14 protein-coding genes and 4 pseudogenes are annotated in these 15,255 nt (G+C 66.5%); 6 read left to right on the forward strand and 12 right to left on the reverse strand.

Annotated features, from left to right (window positions below):
- Positions 1-70: 70 nt before the first annotated feature.
- A protein-coding gene (locus QFZ82_RS00075) for an IS5 family transposase (protein ID WP_373429199.1) occupies positions 71-888 on the forward strand; the annotation gives its coding sequence in 2 pieces (ribosomal slippage) (positions 71-418 and positions 421-888; 816 coding nt in all).
- Between the two features lie 56 nt (positions 889-944).
- Here QFZ82_RS00075 and QFZ82_RS00080 read toward each other — a convergent pair.
- A pseudogene (locus tag QFZ82_RS00080) lies at positions 945-2,143 on the reverse strand (IS3 family transposase).
- A gap of 89 nt (positions 2,144-2,232) precedes the next feature.
- On the opposite strand from QFZ82_RS00080, the pseudogene QFZ82_RS00085 reads away from it, so the two are divergent.
- Positions 2,233-2,424, forward strand: a pseudogene (locus tag QFZ82_RS00085) (hypothetical protein); the annotation flags it as partial.
- Between the two features lie 7 nt (positions 2,425-2,431).
- On the opposite strand, the gene QFZ82_RS00090 reads toward QFZ82_RS00085, so the two are convergent.
- Positions 2,432-3,253, reverse strand: coding sequence for a thioesterase II family protein (locus QFZ82_RS00090; RefSeq protein ID WP_307711218.1), 822 nt, complete (start codon positions 3,251-3,253; stop codon positions 2,432-2,434).
- A 429-nt stretch (positions 3,254-3,682) separates the two neighbouring features.
- Here QFZ82_RS00090 and QFZ82_RS00095 point away from each other — a divergent pair, with 429 nt between their 5' ends.
- A complete protein-coding gene (locus QFZ82_RS00095) occupies positions 3,683-3,823 on the forward strand; it encodes a hypothetical protein (protein ID WP_307711219.1) in 141 nt (46 codons plus the stop codon).
- 116 nt (positions 3,824-3,939) lie between these two features.
- Here QFZ82_RS00095 and QFZ82_RS00100 read toward each other — a convergent pair whose 3' ends face one another.
- A complete protein-coding gene (locus tag QFZ82_RS00100) occupies positions 3,940-5,472 on the reverse strand; it encodes an ISL3 family transposase (RefSeq protein WP_307711220.1) in 1,533 nt (510 codons plus the stop codon).
- Positions 5,473-5,834: 362 nt separating this feature from the next.
- On the opposite strand from QFZ82_RS00100, the pseudogene QFZ82_RS00105 reads away from it, so the two are divergent.
- A pseudogene (locus QFZ82_RS00105) lies at positions 5,835-6,145 on the forward strand (transposase); the annotation flags it as partial.
- A gap of 158 nt (positions 6,146-6,303) precedes the next feature.
- Here the strand turns inward: QFZ82_RS00105 and QFZ82_RS00110 are convergent.
- The 8 genes and pseudogenes from QFZ82_RS00110 to QFZ82_RS00145 all read right to left on the reverse strand — a co-directional run bounded on the left by QFZ82_RS00110 (position 6,304) and on the right by QFZ82_RS00145 (position 12,563).
- On the reverse strand, positions 6,304-6,879 hold the full coding sequence (locus QFZ82_RS00110) for a hypothetical protein (RefSeq protein ID WP_307711221.1): 576 nt from the start codon (positions 6,877-6,879) through the stop codon (positions 6,304-6,306).
- Positions 6,876-7,241, reverse strand: coding sequence for a PadR family transcriptional regulator (locus QFZ82_RS00115; protein WP_307711222.1), 366 nt, complete (start codon positions 7,239-7,241; stop codon positions 6,876-6,878). The genes QFZ82_RS00110 and QFZ82_RS00115 overlap by 4 nt, the downstream gene beginning before the upstream one ends.
- 467 nt (positions 7,242-7,708) lie before the next feature.
- A pseudogene (locus QFZ82_RS00120) lies at positions 7,709-8,638 on the reverse strand (IS3 family transposase); the annotation flags it as partial.
- A gap of 197 nt (positions 8,639-8,835) precedes the next feature.
- On the reverse strand, positions 8,836-10,242 hold the full coding sequence (locus QFZ82_RS00125) for an IS1380 family transposase (RefSeq protein WP_307711223.1): 1,407 nt from the start codon (positions 10,240-10,242) through the stop codon (positions 8,836-8,838).
- Between the two features lie 126 nt (positions 10,243-10,368).
- Entirely contained in the window at positions 10,369-10,860 is a 492-nt protein-coding gene (locus QFZ82_RS00130; RefSeq protein WP_307711224.1) for an IS30 family transposase, read from the reverse strand.
- Positions 10,861-11,222: 362 nt separating this feature from the next.
- Positions 11,223-11,495 (reverse strand): ATP-binding protein, encoded by a 273-nt coding sequence (locus QFZ82_RS00135; RefSeq protein ID WP_373429200.1) that lies wholly within the window; start codon positions 11,493-11,495, stop codon positions 11,223-11,225.
- A gap of 2 nt (positions 11,496-11,497) precedes the next feature.
- On the reverse strand, positions 11,498-11,689 hold the full coding sequence (locus QFZ82_RS00140; RefSeq protein ID WP_307711332.1) for a hypothetical protein: 192 nt from the start codon (positions 11,687-11,689) through the stop codon (positions 11,498-11,500).
- 56 nt (positions 11,690-11,745) lie between these two features.
- A protein-coding gene (locus QFZ82_RS00145; protein ID WP_373429201.1) for an IS5 family transposase occupies positions 11,746-12,563 on the reverse strand; the annotation gives its coding sequence in 2 pieces (ribosomal slippage) (positions 11,746-12,213 and positions 12,216-12,563; 816 coding nt in all).
- A gap of 18 nt (positions 12,564-12,581) precedes the next feature.
- On the opposite strand from QFZ82_RS00145, the gene QFZ82_RS00150 reads away from it, so the two are divergent.
- Positions 12,582-13,538 carry an IS3 family transposase gene (locus tag QFZ82_RS00150; protein WP_307711322.1) on the forward strand — a complete coding sequence of 319 codons (957 nt, stop codon included), beginning with the start codon at positions 12,582-12,584 and terminating at the stop codon, positions 13,536-13,538.
- Positions 13,539-14,112: 574 nt separating this feature from the next.
- Positions 14,113-14,544, forward strand: a complete 432-nt coding sequence (locus QFZ82_RS00155) for a hypothetical protein (RefSeq protein WP_307711323.1) — start codon at positions 14,113-14,115, stop codon at positions 14,542-14,544.
- Here the strand turns inward: QFZ82_RS00155 and QFZ82_RS39565 are convergent.
- Complete coding sequence (locus QFZ82_RS39565) at positions 14,525-15,088, reverse strand: WhiB family transcriptional regulator (RefSeq protein WP_373429209.1); 564 nt, start codon at positions 15,086-15,088, stop codon at positions 14,525-14,527. The genes QFZ82_RS00155 and QFZ82_RS39565 overlap by 20 nt on opposite strands.
- Between the last annotated feature and the right edge of the window lie 167 nt (positions 15,089-15,255).

Genomic DNA, 15,255 nt, shown 5'->3' on the forward strand with positions numbered 1-15,255 from the left:
CGGCCGCGAAGAAAGACGCCTTAGAGGGTGTCTCACGTGGCGTTAGGTGGATGCGGCATGATGCTTTGCCATGGTTGTTGGTTTGTCGCAGCGGTTGGTTCCTGACGAACTCTGGTCGCTCGTCGCACCGTTGTTGCCTTCGTTTACTTCCCGTCCGCAGGGTGGAGGCACGGCCCCGGTCGATGAGCGAGCAGCGTTCACGGCTGTGGTGTACGTGCTGACCAGCGGCTGTGCCTGGCGCCATCTGCCGGAGACTTTCGGTGTCTCGCCGGCCACCGCGCACCGCCGGTTCTCCGCTTGGACCAAGGACAGGCTGTGGCGGCGGCTGCATCGGGCCGTTCTGGACGAACTCGGGGCCCGTGGTGAGGTGGACTGGACCTCGGTGATCGTGGACGCGGCCTCGGTCCGTACGAAAAAGGGGGATCGCTGACCGGGCGCAATCCGGTCGACCGGGGCAAGAAGGGCAGCAAGCTCCACGTACTGTCCGACGCGCAAGGCTTACCCCTCGCTCTTGGCGTCTCTGGCGCGAACGTTCATGACAGCCAGGCGCTGCTGCCGCTGGTCCTGGGCATACCCGCCATCCGCTCGAGGCGCGGTCCCCGTAGACGCCGCCCCGGCAGGCTCCGTGCCGACAAGGCGTACCACTCCGCCGAGAGGCTGAAGTGGCTGCGCGAGCGGGGCATCGTCCCGCGCATCGCCAGGCCCGGCATCGAGTCCAGCGAGCGTCTCGGCCGGCACCGCTGGAAGATCGAACGGTCGATCTCCTGGCTCTTCGGCTACCGCCGCCTGACCGTCCGATACGAGCGAAAGGGCAGCCACTTCCTGGCCTTCCTCGGACTCGCGGCGGCCCTGACCTGCTACAAGAAGCTCGCAAAACTCACCACGTGAGACATCCTCTTAGCCTCGGGCTTTCATGACAGCTCGCCAGTTCATCTGGCGGGCTGTCATGAAAGCGCGAGGTTAGCTGTCTTGTGGTGCTGCTGTTCGAACTCCATCGGGGAGAGGTAGCCCAGCGCGCTGTGGGGGCGGCGGGCGTTGTAGTAGGTGAGCCACTGGAATATCTCCAGCCTCGCCTGCCGCATAGTCACGAACAGCTTCCCGTGCATCGTCTCCCTCTTCAGCCTCTGTCAGAAACTCTCGGCGAGGGCATTGTCGTAACTCGAGCCGACCCTGCCCATGCTCCTGCGGATGCCGTGCCGGTCGCAGACCTGGGCGAACGCGGCCGAGGTGTACTGCGAACCCCTGTCCGCGTGGAAGATCACCCCGGAGATGTCGCCACCGCGGGCCGCGACCGCGGCCTGGAGCGCGTCGATGACGAGTTCGGCCCGCATGTGCGGGGCCATCGAGTAGCCGAGCACCCGGCGCGAGCGGATGTCGATGACGCAGGCGAGATAGAGCCACACGGCGCCGACCTGTACGTATGTGATGTCGCCGCACCACTTCTCGTCCAGAGCCCCGGCGGCGAAGTCCCGCTGGACCAGGTCCGGCACTGGTGGCGCGAGCCGGTCTGCGACGGTGGTGCGCTTCTTCCTGCGCAGGTGGCGGCCGACGATGTTGTGCTTGCGCATCAGCCTGGCGACCCGCTTGCGGTTGACGGTGTGGCCGAAGCCGCGTAATTCGGCATGGATGCGCTACGCGCCGTAGTTCCCGCGGTGTTCGGCATGAATCTCGCGGATCTCGGTGACCAGGGCGTCCTCAGCGGTCTGCCGCTCGGCCCGCGCCTCGGCCCCGGCGATCCACCGGTAGTAGCCGGAGCGGGAGATTCCCGGTACCCGGCATATCCGCTTGATGCCGAAGGCCTCGGCGTGGGCGGAGACGAAGTCCCAAGCGGCGGTCTTCACTTCATCTCCCGGGCGAAATAGGCCGCTGCCCGGCGAAGGATCTCCCGCTCCAGCTGCCATTCCTTCTCGTTCTTCAGCAGCCGGGCATTGTCTGCCCGCAGCCGGGCCCGCTCGGCCTCGGTCTCCTGGGACGCAGCGGCGGCAGGCGGTGCGTCGGCGTTACGCACCCAGCTGCGGAGCGTCTCGGGGTTGACATCCAGATCGGCCGCGACGTCCTTGAACGTCCTTCTGCCGGCCGAAGCCCGCCACAACGCGATCGCGTCGGACCGGAACTCCGCACTGTACTTCGAGGGCCTTGCCACGTGGATCTACACCTTCCAGAATCACCAAGATCCATTGTCAGGTGTGTCCACACCGCGGGGATCACCTCACCTGGTCCCGCTGAGGGCCCCTCGTGCTGACCGGCGCAGCCCGCCGGCGGGAACCCCGCCGCCTGCGACTGCGGCTGCTTTCCGCCGCCACCCAGCCCGTCACCACCGGCCGCCGTCGCATCCTCCGCCTGGCAAAGCACTGGCCCTGGAGCGTGCACGGGAGCGGTCACCCCAGGTTGGCAAGGGGCGGCGTGGGTGGTGTTTGCTGTTGATTTTTGTTTAGCTTGCTTCGCGCCACATGGCCAGGGGGTCGTATTCGGTGGGGATGTGTCCTGTGTGCAGTCGCATGGCTGCTTCGCGCAGGATTTGGGGTGTCTTGTTGCCGTGTACGAAGAGGTGGTCGCCTTCGACGGTGCGCACGGTGAAGCCGGCGGGGGCGTAGTCGGCCCATTCGATGATGCCGTGCAGGGGGGAGATGGTGTCCCGGCGTGCGGCCAGGGCGAGGAGTGGGGCTTGGAGTGGGGTTCGTTCAGCGGTAAGGAGTGCTTGGGCGAGGTGTAGGTCGTCTCGCACGACGGGGAGTACGTGTTGTTCCCACAGCCGGCCGCCTTGGGCGGCTTGGGGTGGCAGGGTCTGGTGGGCGACCAGCAGTTGCAGCAGTTCACGGTCGGGCAGTTCCAGACCGGTCTGCAAGGGAGAGGCCAGGTGAGGGGCTTGAGTGGCCCCGATGACGACCAGTGCCGGGGAGGGAAGGCCGGCCCGTTCCCGGGCGCGTGCGAAGTTATAGGCCACCAGGCCGCCCATGCTATGCCCGTAAAGGATGTAGGGGTGAGTGTTGAGGGTATCACCGAGCTGTGTGTGGAGTTCTTCGATGAGCTGGTCGGCATCGGTGATCCTTGGCTCCGCCTTGCGCTGGTCACGCCCCGGCAGGGTTACGGGAACAACCTCAGCGGCCTCACCGATGATTTTCTGCCACGAGGCGAAGGCCGAAGAACCCGCGCCCGCGTGGTGGAAGCAGACCAGCTTCGGCCGCTCCAGCGAGCCACGCCGACGACGAGCAACTTCAAGATCATTATGCCGGGAGTCGGTTATCAGTCGCATGGTCTTTTTTTCCTTTCAGGGCGGAAGGTGCATCACCATGTGGTGCGATCGCCTTCTGCAAGTAACTACGGGCGGGTTGACCACGAGACCGTCCGCGCCGTGTCACAGCCCTGTGAGAGGTGCTCCAACTCCTGGACGAGCAGGGCTTAGTCGGGGCGATCCCGCTCCGTCTGTCGATACGGAACCCTATCCCCTTCACCACCCTTTCGCTAGTTAGTTAGTGGAACGATGATGGAGGGTGGCGCGGGCCTTGTCAAGCGAACTGGTCAGCGAGTGCGTGCGGCAGAAAGGCCGACCGCATCTTCGGGAAGGAGCGCCGGCGCAGGGTATCTGCGTCGCCTGCCGCAGCGGGCGGGGAAGTTCCTTCCGAGCGCAGCACCATAGCCGGGTGCGGTCGGCGTCGACGGCGGCCGCCAGGCGCTGGGCCTGGTGGGCGTGGACAGCGGTGAGTTCGGGACCGGTCAGTCCGCCGCGGACCATGTCGTCGACGTCGGCGTGCCCGTCGCCGTCGCGGAGCGCGAGCTCCTCGCACGCGGCAGCTCGGGGGTTCGTCGCATGTGGCTGCCGTAATGAGCAGCCACGGCCGCCGCCCCGGTTGTCGGGGCGGCGGCCGTGGTCGTTCATCGTGGGATGGGTCTGTACGGTCAACGGCCCTGTCTCACTTTCGGTGGTGACGGAGTGTGCCGCTATCCGAGGAGGATGCGGTGGCGAAGTAGGGTGAAGCCTGGTCGTCCGTGCATCTGACGTGCGATCCGTTTGGTTTTGGTGTTGACGCCCTCGGTGGGGCCGTTGCTGTACGGAAGCGTGAGTGCGGCGATCACTGCGTCCCGGTCTCGGTCCAGGCCCCGGGCGAAGGAGTGCAGATGGGGCAGATCGGTCGCGCGGACCTGGATGATCCAGCGTGAGAGTGCGTCGGCGTTTCCTTCGCGAGGCGTCAGGAGTTCGGCGAAGGCCCCGACAACGGAGGCCAGTTGGGTCATCTCGGGGCAGGCGGCGGTGAGCCGTGCCAGGAGGTCGTGATGTTCGGTCTTGAGGTTGTCGGGTCTGGTGAGGAGCATCCGGGCGAGCCGGCGTGGGGAGATGTGGCTGCGGTCGGCGTCCGCGCGGCCTTGGTTGATGTACTTGTGCAGGAGGTTGAGGCAGCCTTCGTAGCCGAGGGCCTTGATCTCTTCGAAGAGGCGCTTGACGGGGACGGCAGGGTCCTCGGCCCGGCGTTTGCGCAGGTGCTCGCGGTAGGGGTCGACGAGGCCGGCGCGGTATTTGGGGACGCGGAGCATCCGCTCGGGCCGGTCGGCTCGTGCGTAGCGTTTGACGGTGTTCAGGGCCAGCTGCAGACGGCGGGCGCATTCGAGCAGGCCCACGCCCTGATTGAGCAGGTCATGGACCTGGTGCCAGCGTTCCAGGGTGGTTCGGGCGGGTGGCCCGTCGTAGATGGGTGCGTCCAGTACGGTGGCCCAGCAGCTGCTGTGCGCCTTCACCTCGCTGAGGGCGGCTTCGCACAGGTTGTGCCACAGATGCCACCTGTCCGCGACCTGGACCGCGTCGGGCAGGGCGCGGCGGATGGCCTCGGCGTAGGTGGCTGAGCCGTCGCGGCACACGACCTCGATGCCCGGATGCTCGCGCAGCCACGCTTCCAGCGTGTCGGCCGTGCGGTCGGGCAGCACGTCGATCCGCTCATGGGTCTCGGCGTCGATCACCACGGTGGCATAGCGGTGCCGCCGGCGCAGGGCGAAATCGTCGACGCCGATCACGCGGGGCACCCGCCCGGTGGGCAACGGGATGCGCAGCAGGGTGCGCAGGGCCGCGTGACGGGACAGGCCCACCGCGAGTATCGCCAGCAAACGTGATCCCGCCCGGCCCGCTAACTCTTTGACCACGGCCTTGACCTGCCTGGTCAGACGAGCGGTGCGTCGCTGGTATCGTTCCAGCACCCCGGGCACCTGTTCGCGGAAGGTGTGGCGACAGCCTCGCGTGGGGCACAGCAGACGCCGCACCCGCACACGGACCACCACCCGTCGCCCGTCGACCGGAACGTCGGCCACCGTCCGCCAGTGATAGCCGTGCACCCGTCCCGACGAGGCCCCGCACACCGGGCAGACCGCGGTGTCCAGCGGCGTCCGGGCCCGCACCACGATCCGCTCACCCTCATCGGCCACATCCTCCATGACCAGCGGGGACAGACCCGAAAACACCGTCTGCACAAGCTCGTTGACATCCATCACATGAAGGTCAACGACCCTCACAACACTCCGTCACCACCGAATATGAGGCTCTGTCGCACATCCGGTGGTGACGGACGGTGATTTGACGGTCGAAGGACCCACCGATCAGGGAGACGCAGGTCAGCACGTTGCAGCGCTCGCTGTCTGGATTCGGCCGACCTGCACGGTGCCTGATCGGTGTGAGCCTGGCGTGCCAGGACGGCTTCCTCACGGCAGCGCCGTCCGCTCGTGAAACAGCCAGGTCAGGGCGTCGATCGCATGCTCTGCAACTGGCGGCGGCAGATTCTCACACTCCGTCACCACCGGATGGGAGCCAGGGCCCGGTCAACGGTGGATCTTCGAACAGGAAGTAACACCTGATGACAGACGTGATCGTCTCCGCTGAGGCCGTCGAGGAAGTGAGCCCGCGGGGGCTCCGGATGCGCTGGACGACCAGTTGATCAGCCAGCTGGTGGACCGGGCGAAGGCCGACGGGATCCAGCTGACCGGCGAGGGCGGGCTGCTGCAGCAGCTGACGAAGAGAATCCTAGAGTCGGCCCTCGAAGGCGAGATCACCGACCACCTCGGACACGAGAAGCATGAGAAGACCGGCAGTGGCAACGTCCGCAACGGCACCCGCTCCAAGACCGTCATCACCGATGTCGGCCCGGTCGAGATCGAACGAAGTCGTCGCAGACGAGCACGAGATGTTCGTCCTCAGCCTACGCTCGCACACCTTCCCGGAGCAGTTCGCGGGCTCCGCAGGAACGTACGCGCCCGGCCTGACCGACGACCCGCACTGGCCATGGGGCCCACCTCCCCGCCGAATCCGTTGGGGAAGCGGGCATTTCAGGCCGCGTGGGGGTGCAGGCGTGCGGCGCTGTGTCCCAGTCGGATGGCTCCGGCCAGCGGGATCACCATGGCGATCAGGAATATGCCGATGAATTCGGCGGAGCCGAGGCCGCGCGCGAAAGCGAACGGTGCGGCAGCCGCGGGGATCACCAGTAGGGGCGAGAGGGCGCAGATGATGCCCAGGCGCTTGTCCCGCCTGGTCCATGCTGTAGAGCGCCAGATCCGCACGGCGGCAAGGACGGCCAGTACGAGGCCGATACCGAGGACCCAGAACGGGGCGGCCAAAACCATCATGCCCAGGGTCAGAGTGGTGCGCACGCTGCCTTCCGGCTGCAGCGGCTTGACGCCGGGCTCTTCGGCGATCGCGGCGGCGGCGATCTCCCGGGGGGTGCCGAGCTGGTCCAGAGCCTGCTGGACCGCCGCGTCATCGGCGCCCTGCGGCAGCACAGACTCGATGTGCTCGCGCAAGTCTGCCATCAGGTCACGGCGCCGGTCGTCGGGTAGCACTGCCCCCTCTGTGTCGACCGAGGCCAGGTAAGCGCGAACCAGCGGGTGAGTCAGGGCGTTGCTCATGATTCAGCTCCAGAAACGAGGAAACGGTCAACAGCATCACGGAAACTGTGCCAGTGCTCGGAAAACTCCTCCAGGGCTTGCCGGCCCTGGTCGGTCAGCTCGTAGTACCTGCGAGACGGCCCGCTGGCCGACTCCATTAGGAACGTGTCTGCCAGGCCACTTCTACGCAGACGGGACAGCAGCGGATACAGCGTCCCCTGGCTGGTCGCCATGACTGGCGTATCCGCAAGAGTCTCCAGCAGCTCCACCCCATAGCGAGGCCTGTCACGTAGCAACGCCAGGACGCAGTACTCCAGCACGCCCTTGCGTAGCTGGCTCACACCGCGGGCCTCCATGGGATTTCTTGCTTTGCCAGCTACCATGCATTGCATACTACGCCGATGGGTCAACCCCGGGCCAGCTGGAGTGCGGCGGAAACCACGCACCAGTCGTCGCGCAGCGACCGTAGAGAACCGATGCCACCATCTACTGGCAACCACGCCGTGCTGCGGCCCCGCGCAACCCGCATCCTCCCGCCGGACGTCGAGTCGTAGCGAGCCGCCCAGCTCTAAGATCATCCCGTAGCGGGTTTCTGGTGTATCTGCGAACCGCCGCGAATCGCATCTGATGCGAACTAGCCTCAATACCAGTAACTTAGGGTGTTTTTGTTCGCTTGACCCGTTTGGGCTTGGTGGCATCGACAACGGTGATGGCCGGAACGCGTGGGTGGTCTGTAACGCGGTGGGCGGCGCGTTTGAGGGGCCAGCTGGCGATTTTGCGTTTGATGACGCGGAGGTTGGACCGGCGGTGTCGCGCGTCAGACTGAACCGTTCCGGGTTCGGTAGAGATCTCAGTTGTTGGTTGTGACCTGGGGTTTTGTGGTTGCCCGGTAGTGGTTGTTCTCGTATTCGACGGGCGGGACGTGGCCTATCTCACTGTGGAGTCGTCGGTGGTTGTACCAGTCGACGTACTCGGCGGTGGCGAGCTCGACGTCGGACAGCGTCTTCCACGGCCGTCGGGGCTTGATCAGCTCGGTCTTGAACAGCCCGATCGTGCTCTCCATCAGGGCATTGTCGTAGGCGTCGCCGACCGAGCCGATCGAGGCGGCGATACCGGCGGCGTCCAGGTGCTCGGCGAGCCGGAAACTCGTGTATTGCGACCCGGCATCGGAGTGATGGATCAACTCACCTGGCTGGACTGGATGTTGATCACGGTCGCGCTGCCAGATCGCCATCTCCAGGGCGTCCAGCACGAAGACCGTCTCCTTCACGGTGGCGGCCGACCAGCCGACGATCCGGCGGGAGAAGGTGTCCACGACGAAGGCGACGTAGACGACGCCGGCCCACGTTCTGACATGGGTGAAGTCCGCGACCCAGCAGCGGTTCGGGGCGCCGGCGACGAAGTTGCGGTCCACGAGGTCGGGAGCCCGCCCGGCCTGGCCGCCGGGAAGCGTGGTGATCACGCGTTTGCCGCGGACCGCGCCGGTGATGCCGAGCTCGCGCATCAGGCGTTCGACGGTGCAGCGGGCCACGGCCTGGCCCTGCCGGTTCAGCTCCCGCCAGATCTTCCTCGCCCCGTAGACGCGGTAGTTGGCGTCGTAGACGTGCTGGATCAGTTCCTTCAGCTCGCCGTCCCGCACGGTCCTGGCGGACGGCGCGGTCCGGCGTCTGCGGTGGGCATAGTAGGTGGAGGAGGCGATCCTGCAGTCGTGCATCGTCAGCACGCGGCAGATCGGCTCGACGCCGCCGAAGCGGGCCTTGTGCTCGTCGATGAACGCTACGAGCGTGTGTGTGGCCGGTCGAGCTCGGCCGCGAAGAAAGACGCCTTAGCCTCGCCGTTTCGGTTGGGGCGGTGAGGCGTCGCTGAGGGGCAACTGTCGGGTGACCGATGCGATTTCGGTGTTCGGACATGGCGGAGTCCCGGCGCGGTGGTCGGGTTCTCCAGGATCCTTCGGGTCGTGGCGGGCAGGGTTGCCGGTCAGTCGGCGGGACGGGGCAGTGCTGCGAGGCGATGGAAGGCCGTGGCCAGTTCGTGTCTCCAGGGCCAGGTCGCTGATATCCGCAAGCGCAGGCGTCGGCCGCCGCGGGTGAGGCGGGCGGCGACGTGCAGCAGCCGGTAGCGGAGCTTCTTCGGCTCGGCGGTGGCCAGCTCCCCGTCCAGCAGCAGGACACGGGTCCAGGCCATCAGGTCGATCGCCGTGAGGCTGAGTTCGAGCCAGACGGTGTTGATGGCGAAGTCGCGGGAGGGGAAGCGGCCGAAGCCGGTGGTTTTGCCGCACCGGATGTGGTCCTCGACGCATGCATGCCCGCGGTGACGGACCTCCAGGAACTGGGCGGAACCACCACCGGAGTAGGGGGTGTCGGTGAGGAACACCTGATGCCGCAGGCCCTCGTCGAGGTCGAACAGGGACAGCTGGGCGCCGGGGTGCGGGCGCTCGCGGCGCACGATGATGCGGGTGCCGACGGGGTAGCCGGTCAGGTCGACCATGTCGGTCAGCTCGGCGACCTCGGCGCCATCACGCAGCGTCCCGTCCTGGTCCAGGGCGGGATGCCAGAGGCGGTCGGGCAGGGCCCGGACAGCGCGGCGGACCGGCTCGGTGATGGCGTATCCGACCGAGAAGAAGGTACGAATTCCTCGTTTCCGCACGTCGCGGATGTGGGCGAGGAAGGCTTTCGCGGATCCGGCGCTGTCGGCGCGGACCAGGATGTCGGTGCCGTGCCGGTGAGCGTCGGGGATCTGCGCGAGCGCCTGGTCGAGGACCGTGATGTGGTCGCTTGCGGTGTTGGCTCCGGAGTTCCCGGGCCGAAGCCGCCCCGACACGGCCTCGCCGGTGTTCGCGAGGAAACACAGCAGCGGATGGAAGCCGAAGCCGCCCTTATAGGTGGGTGCGGCCTGTTCCTTTTCCGAGTGGCAGGTGACCAGCGTGGCGTCGAGGTCCAGGACCAGGCCGGGAAGTTCTCGTCCGCCGGCCCGAGCAGCAGGTATGCCCTCGCCGGTCTCGGCGGCCTGCATCCAGGCGACTTCCCGGGCTGAAGCGCGGGCCGCTCGCAGCGAAGCGAGTGCAGCCTCGTCGGTGTCGGCGAGCAACCGCCAAGCCGTGGGCGTGGAGGCGACCGGGCCGAACACCTCGCCCTGGTCCCGCAGCACGGCCAGATCCGCGATCGCCTCACCGCCGTCGGCGAGCATCACCGCGAGATCGGTGGCGACCCGGCCCGGATCATGCCCGGTCCCGCGCGGCCGAAGCGGCCTGAGAGCGGCGGAGTACGCGGCGGTCAGCCCGGTGGCATCGGCAAGATCCGCCAGCAACCGTGCCCCGGCATGCCCGACCACCCCCGAACCATCGGCACTGACATGGACCTTGGGACGCAACCCGATAGCCTGCACGTAGAAAGTGCCCTCCGCCTGGACCGACAGAACCCCTCAGCAAGGTTCATCGTCCCAGGTCAGGAAGGCACTTTCGCGTTTCCGCCCCAAAGCCAGCCGTACCCAACCGAAACGGCGAGGCTAGATTCAACCGGTCAAGGCAACACTCTCGGCTGGTGTGCGGAACCCCAGGCACTTTCGCGGACGGTTGTTGAGCTTCGTCGCGATGGCGTCAAGGTCGTACTGGCTGAAGGTCGACAGGTTCGTTCCTTTGGGCAGGTACTGCCGTAGCAACTTGTTGGTGTTCTCGTTGGTGCCACGTTGCCAGGGGCTACGCGGTGCTGCGAAGAACACGTCGACACCGGTGTCAGCGCTGAGACGCTTATGGGCTGCCAATTCCATGCCGCGATCCCAGGTCAGCGTGCCGCGTAGACGGGGATCCATGCGTGCGTAGGTCTCGGCCAGAGCGGGAACGACCACGGTGGTATGGCGACTGGCGAGCTTCACGACCTTGAGAAACCGCGTCTTCCGGTCGACCAGTGTGGCGACCTGGCTGTTGTTCGAGCCGATCACCAGATCGCCTTCCAGGTGTCCGGCTTCGCTGCGGTCCCTGGGGCCGCTCCTCGATCGGTCGGGCATCGATGATCTGTGAACGCCACTGTCCCTTCACCGTGTGACGCTTGTTCTTCCGGATCGGGCGGCCAGTTCGCAGGCGTTTGCACAACTCGCGGGGCACCACTTTCCATCGGGTGGTGTAGAGCGACCGGTAGATCGTCTCGTGGCTGATCCGCAGACCCGGGTCGTCACTGTGATGTAGACGCAGATGCCCGACGATCTGTTCCGGCGGCCACTCCTCCCTCAGCAGGGTCAGCACCGTCTGCCTCAACGCGGGCCTGCGGGTGAGCAGGCACTGTTTCGGACGTCGGGTGTCGGCGACGCTTGAAATGTGAGCCGATTCCGGCGGGTGAAAAATGACCCTCCGCTGCGTCAGTTGATGTTGGTCATTCCCCAGTGTTGGCCGCGGGAACCCGTCCGAGGTCGCGGCCGCGCATGCGGTAGCTGTCACCCTTCAGCGAGATGACCTCGGCATGGTGAACGAGGCGATCGATCATCGCGGCGGCAACGGTGTCGTCGCCGAAGACTTCGCCCCAGCGTCCGAAGGGCTTGCTGCTGGTGACGATCACCGAGGCGCGTTCGTAGCGGCCCGAGATGAACTGGAAGAACAGGTTCGCGGCCTCGGGTTCGAAGGGGATGTAACCCACTTCATCGACCACGATCAGCGGGATCCGGCGCGCGCCTTGCGGGGCACGGGAGCGATTCCTCCATGGTGCTTGAGGACGGTGAACACCGAGCCCGGCGGCTTGCTGATCTGTCTCGAGATGACGCTGATCGACTCCCCGGACCTCCACCGCCGCCACAGGTCGGCCTTCATCTCGTCCGACATCCCCGGCCGACCCAGTCTTGCCACGTATACCGTCCTCAACCAGCGCTGTTGCTCTGACCGGTTGAATCTAAGAGGATGTCTCACGTGGTGAGTTTTGCGAGCTTCTTGTAGCAGGTCAGGGCCGCCGCGAGTCCGAGGAAGGCCAGGAAGTGGCTGCCCTTTCGCTCGTATCGGACGGTCAGGCGGCGGTAGCCGAAGAGCCAGGAGATCGACCGTTCGATCTTCCAGCGGTGCCGGCCGAGACGCTCGCTGGACTCGATGCCGGGCCTGGCGATGCGCGGGACGATGCCCCGCTCGCGCAGCCACTTCAGCCTCTCGGCGGAGTGGTACGCCTTGTCGGCACGGAGCCTGCCGGGGCGGCGTCTACGGGGACCGCGCCTCGAGCGGATGGCGGGTATGCCCAGGACCAGCGGCAGCAGCGCCTGGCTGTCATGAACGTTCGCGCCAGAGACGCCAAGAGCGAGGGGTAAGCCTTGCGCGTCGGACAGTACGTGGAGCTTGCTGCCCTTCTTGCCCCGGTCGACCGGATTGCGCCCGGTCAGCGATCCCCCTTTTTCGTACGGACCGAGGCCGCGTCCACGATCGCCGAGGTCCAGTCCACCTCACCACGGGCCCCGAGTTCGTCCAGAACGGCCCGATGCAGCCGCCGCCACAGCCTGTCCTTGGTCCAAGCGGAGAACCGGCGGTGCGCGGTGGCCGGCGAGACACCGAAAGTCTCCGGCAGATGGCGCCAGGCACAGCCGCTGGTCAGCACGTACACCACAGCCGTGAACGCTGCTCGCTCATCGACCGGGGCCGTGCCTCCACCCTGCGGACGGGAAGTAAACGAAGGCAACAACGGTGCGACGAGCGACCAGAGTTCGTCAGGAACCAACCGCTGCGACAAACCAACAACCATGGCAAAGCATCATGCCGCATCCACCTAACGCCACGTGAGACACCCTCTAAGACGGCCTTCTCCGAAGGAGAGCGACCGGTGAGTACGGTATGCCGGTTCATCCACGCGGAGAAGGCGAACTACCCGGTCACGCTGCTGTGCAAGGCGATGAAGACCGCCCGGTCCACGTACTACGCGTGGGTCGCCCGGGCCGAGGCCCGTGAAGCGCGGGGACGGGCGGATGAGGCCCCGGCCCACGAGATCACGGTGATCCACGTCGCCTCCCGGCGGAACTACGGTGTCCCGCGCGTCACCGCTGAACTGCGCCGCCGGGACCGGGTGGTCAACCGCAAAAGGGTGGAGCGGGTCATGCGGGAGCACGGCATCGCCGGGAACAGCCGGCGCACCGGACGTCGCAGCCTGACCAAGGCCGACACCACGGCCGCCCCGTCGCCGGACCTGATCGGCCGGGACTTCACCGCCACCCGGCCCGGCACGAGGACCGTCGGAGACATCACCTACATACCCACCGCCGAGGGCTGGCTCTACCTCGCCTCCTGGCTGGACCTGGCCACCCGCGAAGTGATCGGTTACTCGATGGCCGACCACCACCGCGCCGAACTCGTTGTCGACGCCCTCGACATGGCCGCCGCGCTGGGCCGTCTGGAACCCCGCTGCGTGATCCACAGCGACCGCGGATCGGAATACACGTCCGATCAACTCCGAAGCAGAATCCGCGAGTTGGGGCACCGGCAAAGCATGGGCAGGACCGGGAGCTGCTTCGACAACGCCGCCGCGGAGAGCTTCTGGGCCGTTCTCAAAGAAGAGATCGGCACCCGCTTCTGGCCCGACCGGGCCACCGCCCGCGCCGACATCTTCGACTTCGTCGAGACCTTCTACAACAGACGTCGCCTGCGCAAGCACATCCACTGGCGCTACCTCACACCCCACGAGACGCGCCTGCGCTACCAGCAAGATCAGGCCCTCGCGGCGTAACAACACCGTGTCCAAGATCACGGGGAAACTTGAGGCGGGCTGCGCCGGTGACGATGCCCCCCGGTGCGCACTCGCGCGTTTCCCCTTGACCACGGCCCATGTCAAGGGGAACTTCCTCACCCAGCCTGGTCCACCGCATTGAGTGCATCCGATGGGCCACACCCCCGCCATCGGCCGCCCGGTACGCATCGTGCTGCGCATCGGATGCATGATGCGCCGGGTGGATGCGCACCGACTCCACCGGATACGCACCTGCCCGCACGGCGGTGTGGCTACCAGTGCGCAGTCGCCCCGGAGTGCGCCGCGCGGGCCCGCTCCGGGTGCTCATCGTGCTCGCCTGCAGAGTGCTGGCGAGGTCCGCGGGTCGTCGGCGAGGACCCGTCCGGTACAGCGGTAGCGACGGAGACCGCAGTCGGTGCCTTTCCGCGACAGGCGGGTTCGCGCACGACGGAGTTCATGCTGTCGGTCGGTGAGGGGAAGATCCTCCAGTTCAAGAAGAAACCCCCGATCGCCGCTGTGGAACGCCCTCGACGCGGATGTCACGCAGGTGGACGTCCAGCTCCAGCGCTCCGCTATGGGTGCTGTCTCGCAGATCGTGGTGACGGACAACGGCCACGGCATGACGCCGGACCGGGCGCGTGAGTCCTTTCACCGCTACGGCGAGACGTGGAAGGCCGGCAAGACATACACCGAGGGTGCTACCCGTGTCCTGCACGGCCGAAACGGCGAAGGACGCCTGCTGCGGCACCGGCGCGGACGAACAGCGCTCGATCTTCCGTCGTCATGCCCACTCGGCTCCGAGTTCGGCGCGCCCACCGGCGGGAGGCCACGCACTCTGAGCTCTCCAGAGCCGGGTCTGCTCCTCCCGCACGCTGGGCCGACGCTCCACGATGCGTCCGAAGTAGGTGCCGGTTGCGTTGCCCCGGTCGATGCGCCGCAGTCGCGGGCGTCGTTACCTCTGGCTTCCATTCCTCCCGGCCGTGGAGTCAGGGCCGGAACGTGTTGACCGGGGCCTGGGAGGTGAGGAACAGGCCGGCTGCGCGAGCAGCCAGCACAATGCCTGCTTCGCTGGTGCACAACTTACGACACAAACCACCGATCGCACGCGACACTGCTAGTTTGCTGCGTCTCAACTCGGTAGTCATGCTTTCTCTGTCGTAACCCGCCCGGAGGTAGTCGAGCACCAATTCTTCGCTGGGGGAGAGGTAGGGACGCCATCCATTTTCCCTCGCGGGTGCGGGTGCGGGTGCTTCCACGCGTCTTACGGGCTGCGGCTTGCTGCGCGCCGCCCCCTTGGCCCGTGATCGATATCTCACCGCCTTTCGTTCGTCATCGGTCTCACCTCCCCAGATCCCGAACTCGCCGTGCTCGCGGGCCCATTGACGACATTCAGACGTCACGGGGCAGCCGTGGCACAACGCCACGGCCGAGGCAGGCCGACGGGTGTCGCCTTCCAAAGGATGGAAGATTAGAGGGGCTTTCGTGCAGGGAACTCGGCGGATGAGCCCTGCCAGAAAGGGAGGAGCGCACAACGTCGACGATTTCTTCATCTCTCTCCAACCTTCTCCAGATCCAGTGGCGTCGATCGTGCGCACGTAATTGAGGCTTGACGCCTTCAGCGACGCAACTTCTGCGCTGAAGAGCCAATATTCCCAGAAGGGCAACCCTCTCCCCTGAAGGGAATTCAATCTCGCGCGGTCCGATGATGGTACGTCAT

The sequence above is a fragment of the Streptomyces sp. V4I23 genome, assembly GCF_030817975.1.
Lineage (GTDB): Bacteria > Actinomycetota > Actinomycetes > Streptomycetales > Streptomycetaceae > Streptomyces.

Coding starts and splice junctions, on each gene's coding strand:
- QFZ82_RS00110 (WP_307711221.1), bottom strand. CDS start 6,879: ATGAGCAACGCCCTGACTCACCCGCTGGTTCGCGCTTACCTGGCCTCG.
- QFZ82_RS00155 (WP_307711323.1), top strand. CDS start 14,113: ATGGGTGCTGTCTCGCAGATCGTGGTGACGGACAACGGCCACGGCATG.
- QFZ82_RS39565 (WP_373429209.1), bottom strand. CDS start 15,088: ATGAAGAAATCGTCGACGTTGTGCGCTCCTCCCTTTCTGGCAGGGCTC.
- QFZ82_RS00090 (WP_307711218.1), bottom strand. CDS start 3,253: ATGCGACTGATAACCGACTCCCGGCATAATGATCTTGAAGTTGCTCGT.
- QFZ82_RS00130 (WP_307711224.1), bottom strand. CDS start 10,860: ATGCCCGACCGATCGAGGAGCGGCCCCAGGGACCGCAGCGAAGCCGGA.
- QFZ82_RS00100 (WP_307711220.1), bottom strand. CDS start 5,472: ATGGATGTCAACGAGCTTGTGCAGACGGTGTTTTCGGGTCTGTCCCCG.
- QFZ82_RS00115 (WP_307711222.1), bottom strand. CDS start 7,241: ATGGTAGCTGGCAAAGCAAGAAATCCCATGGAGGCCCGCGGTGTGAGC.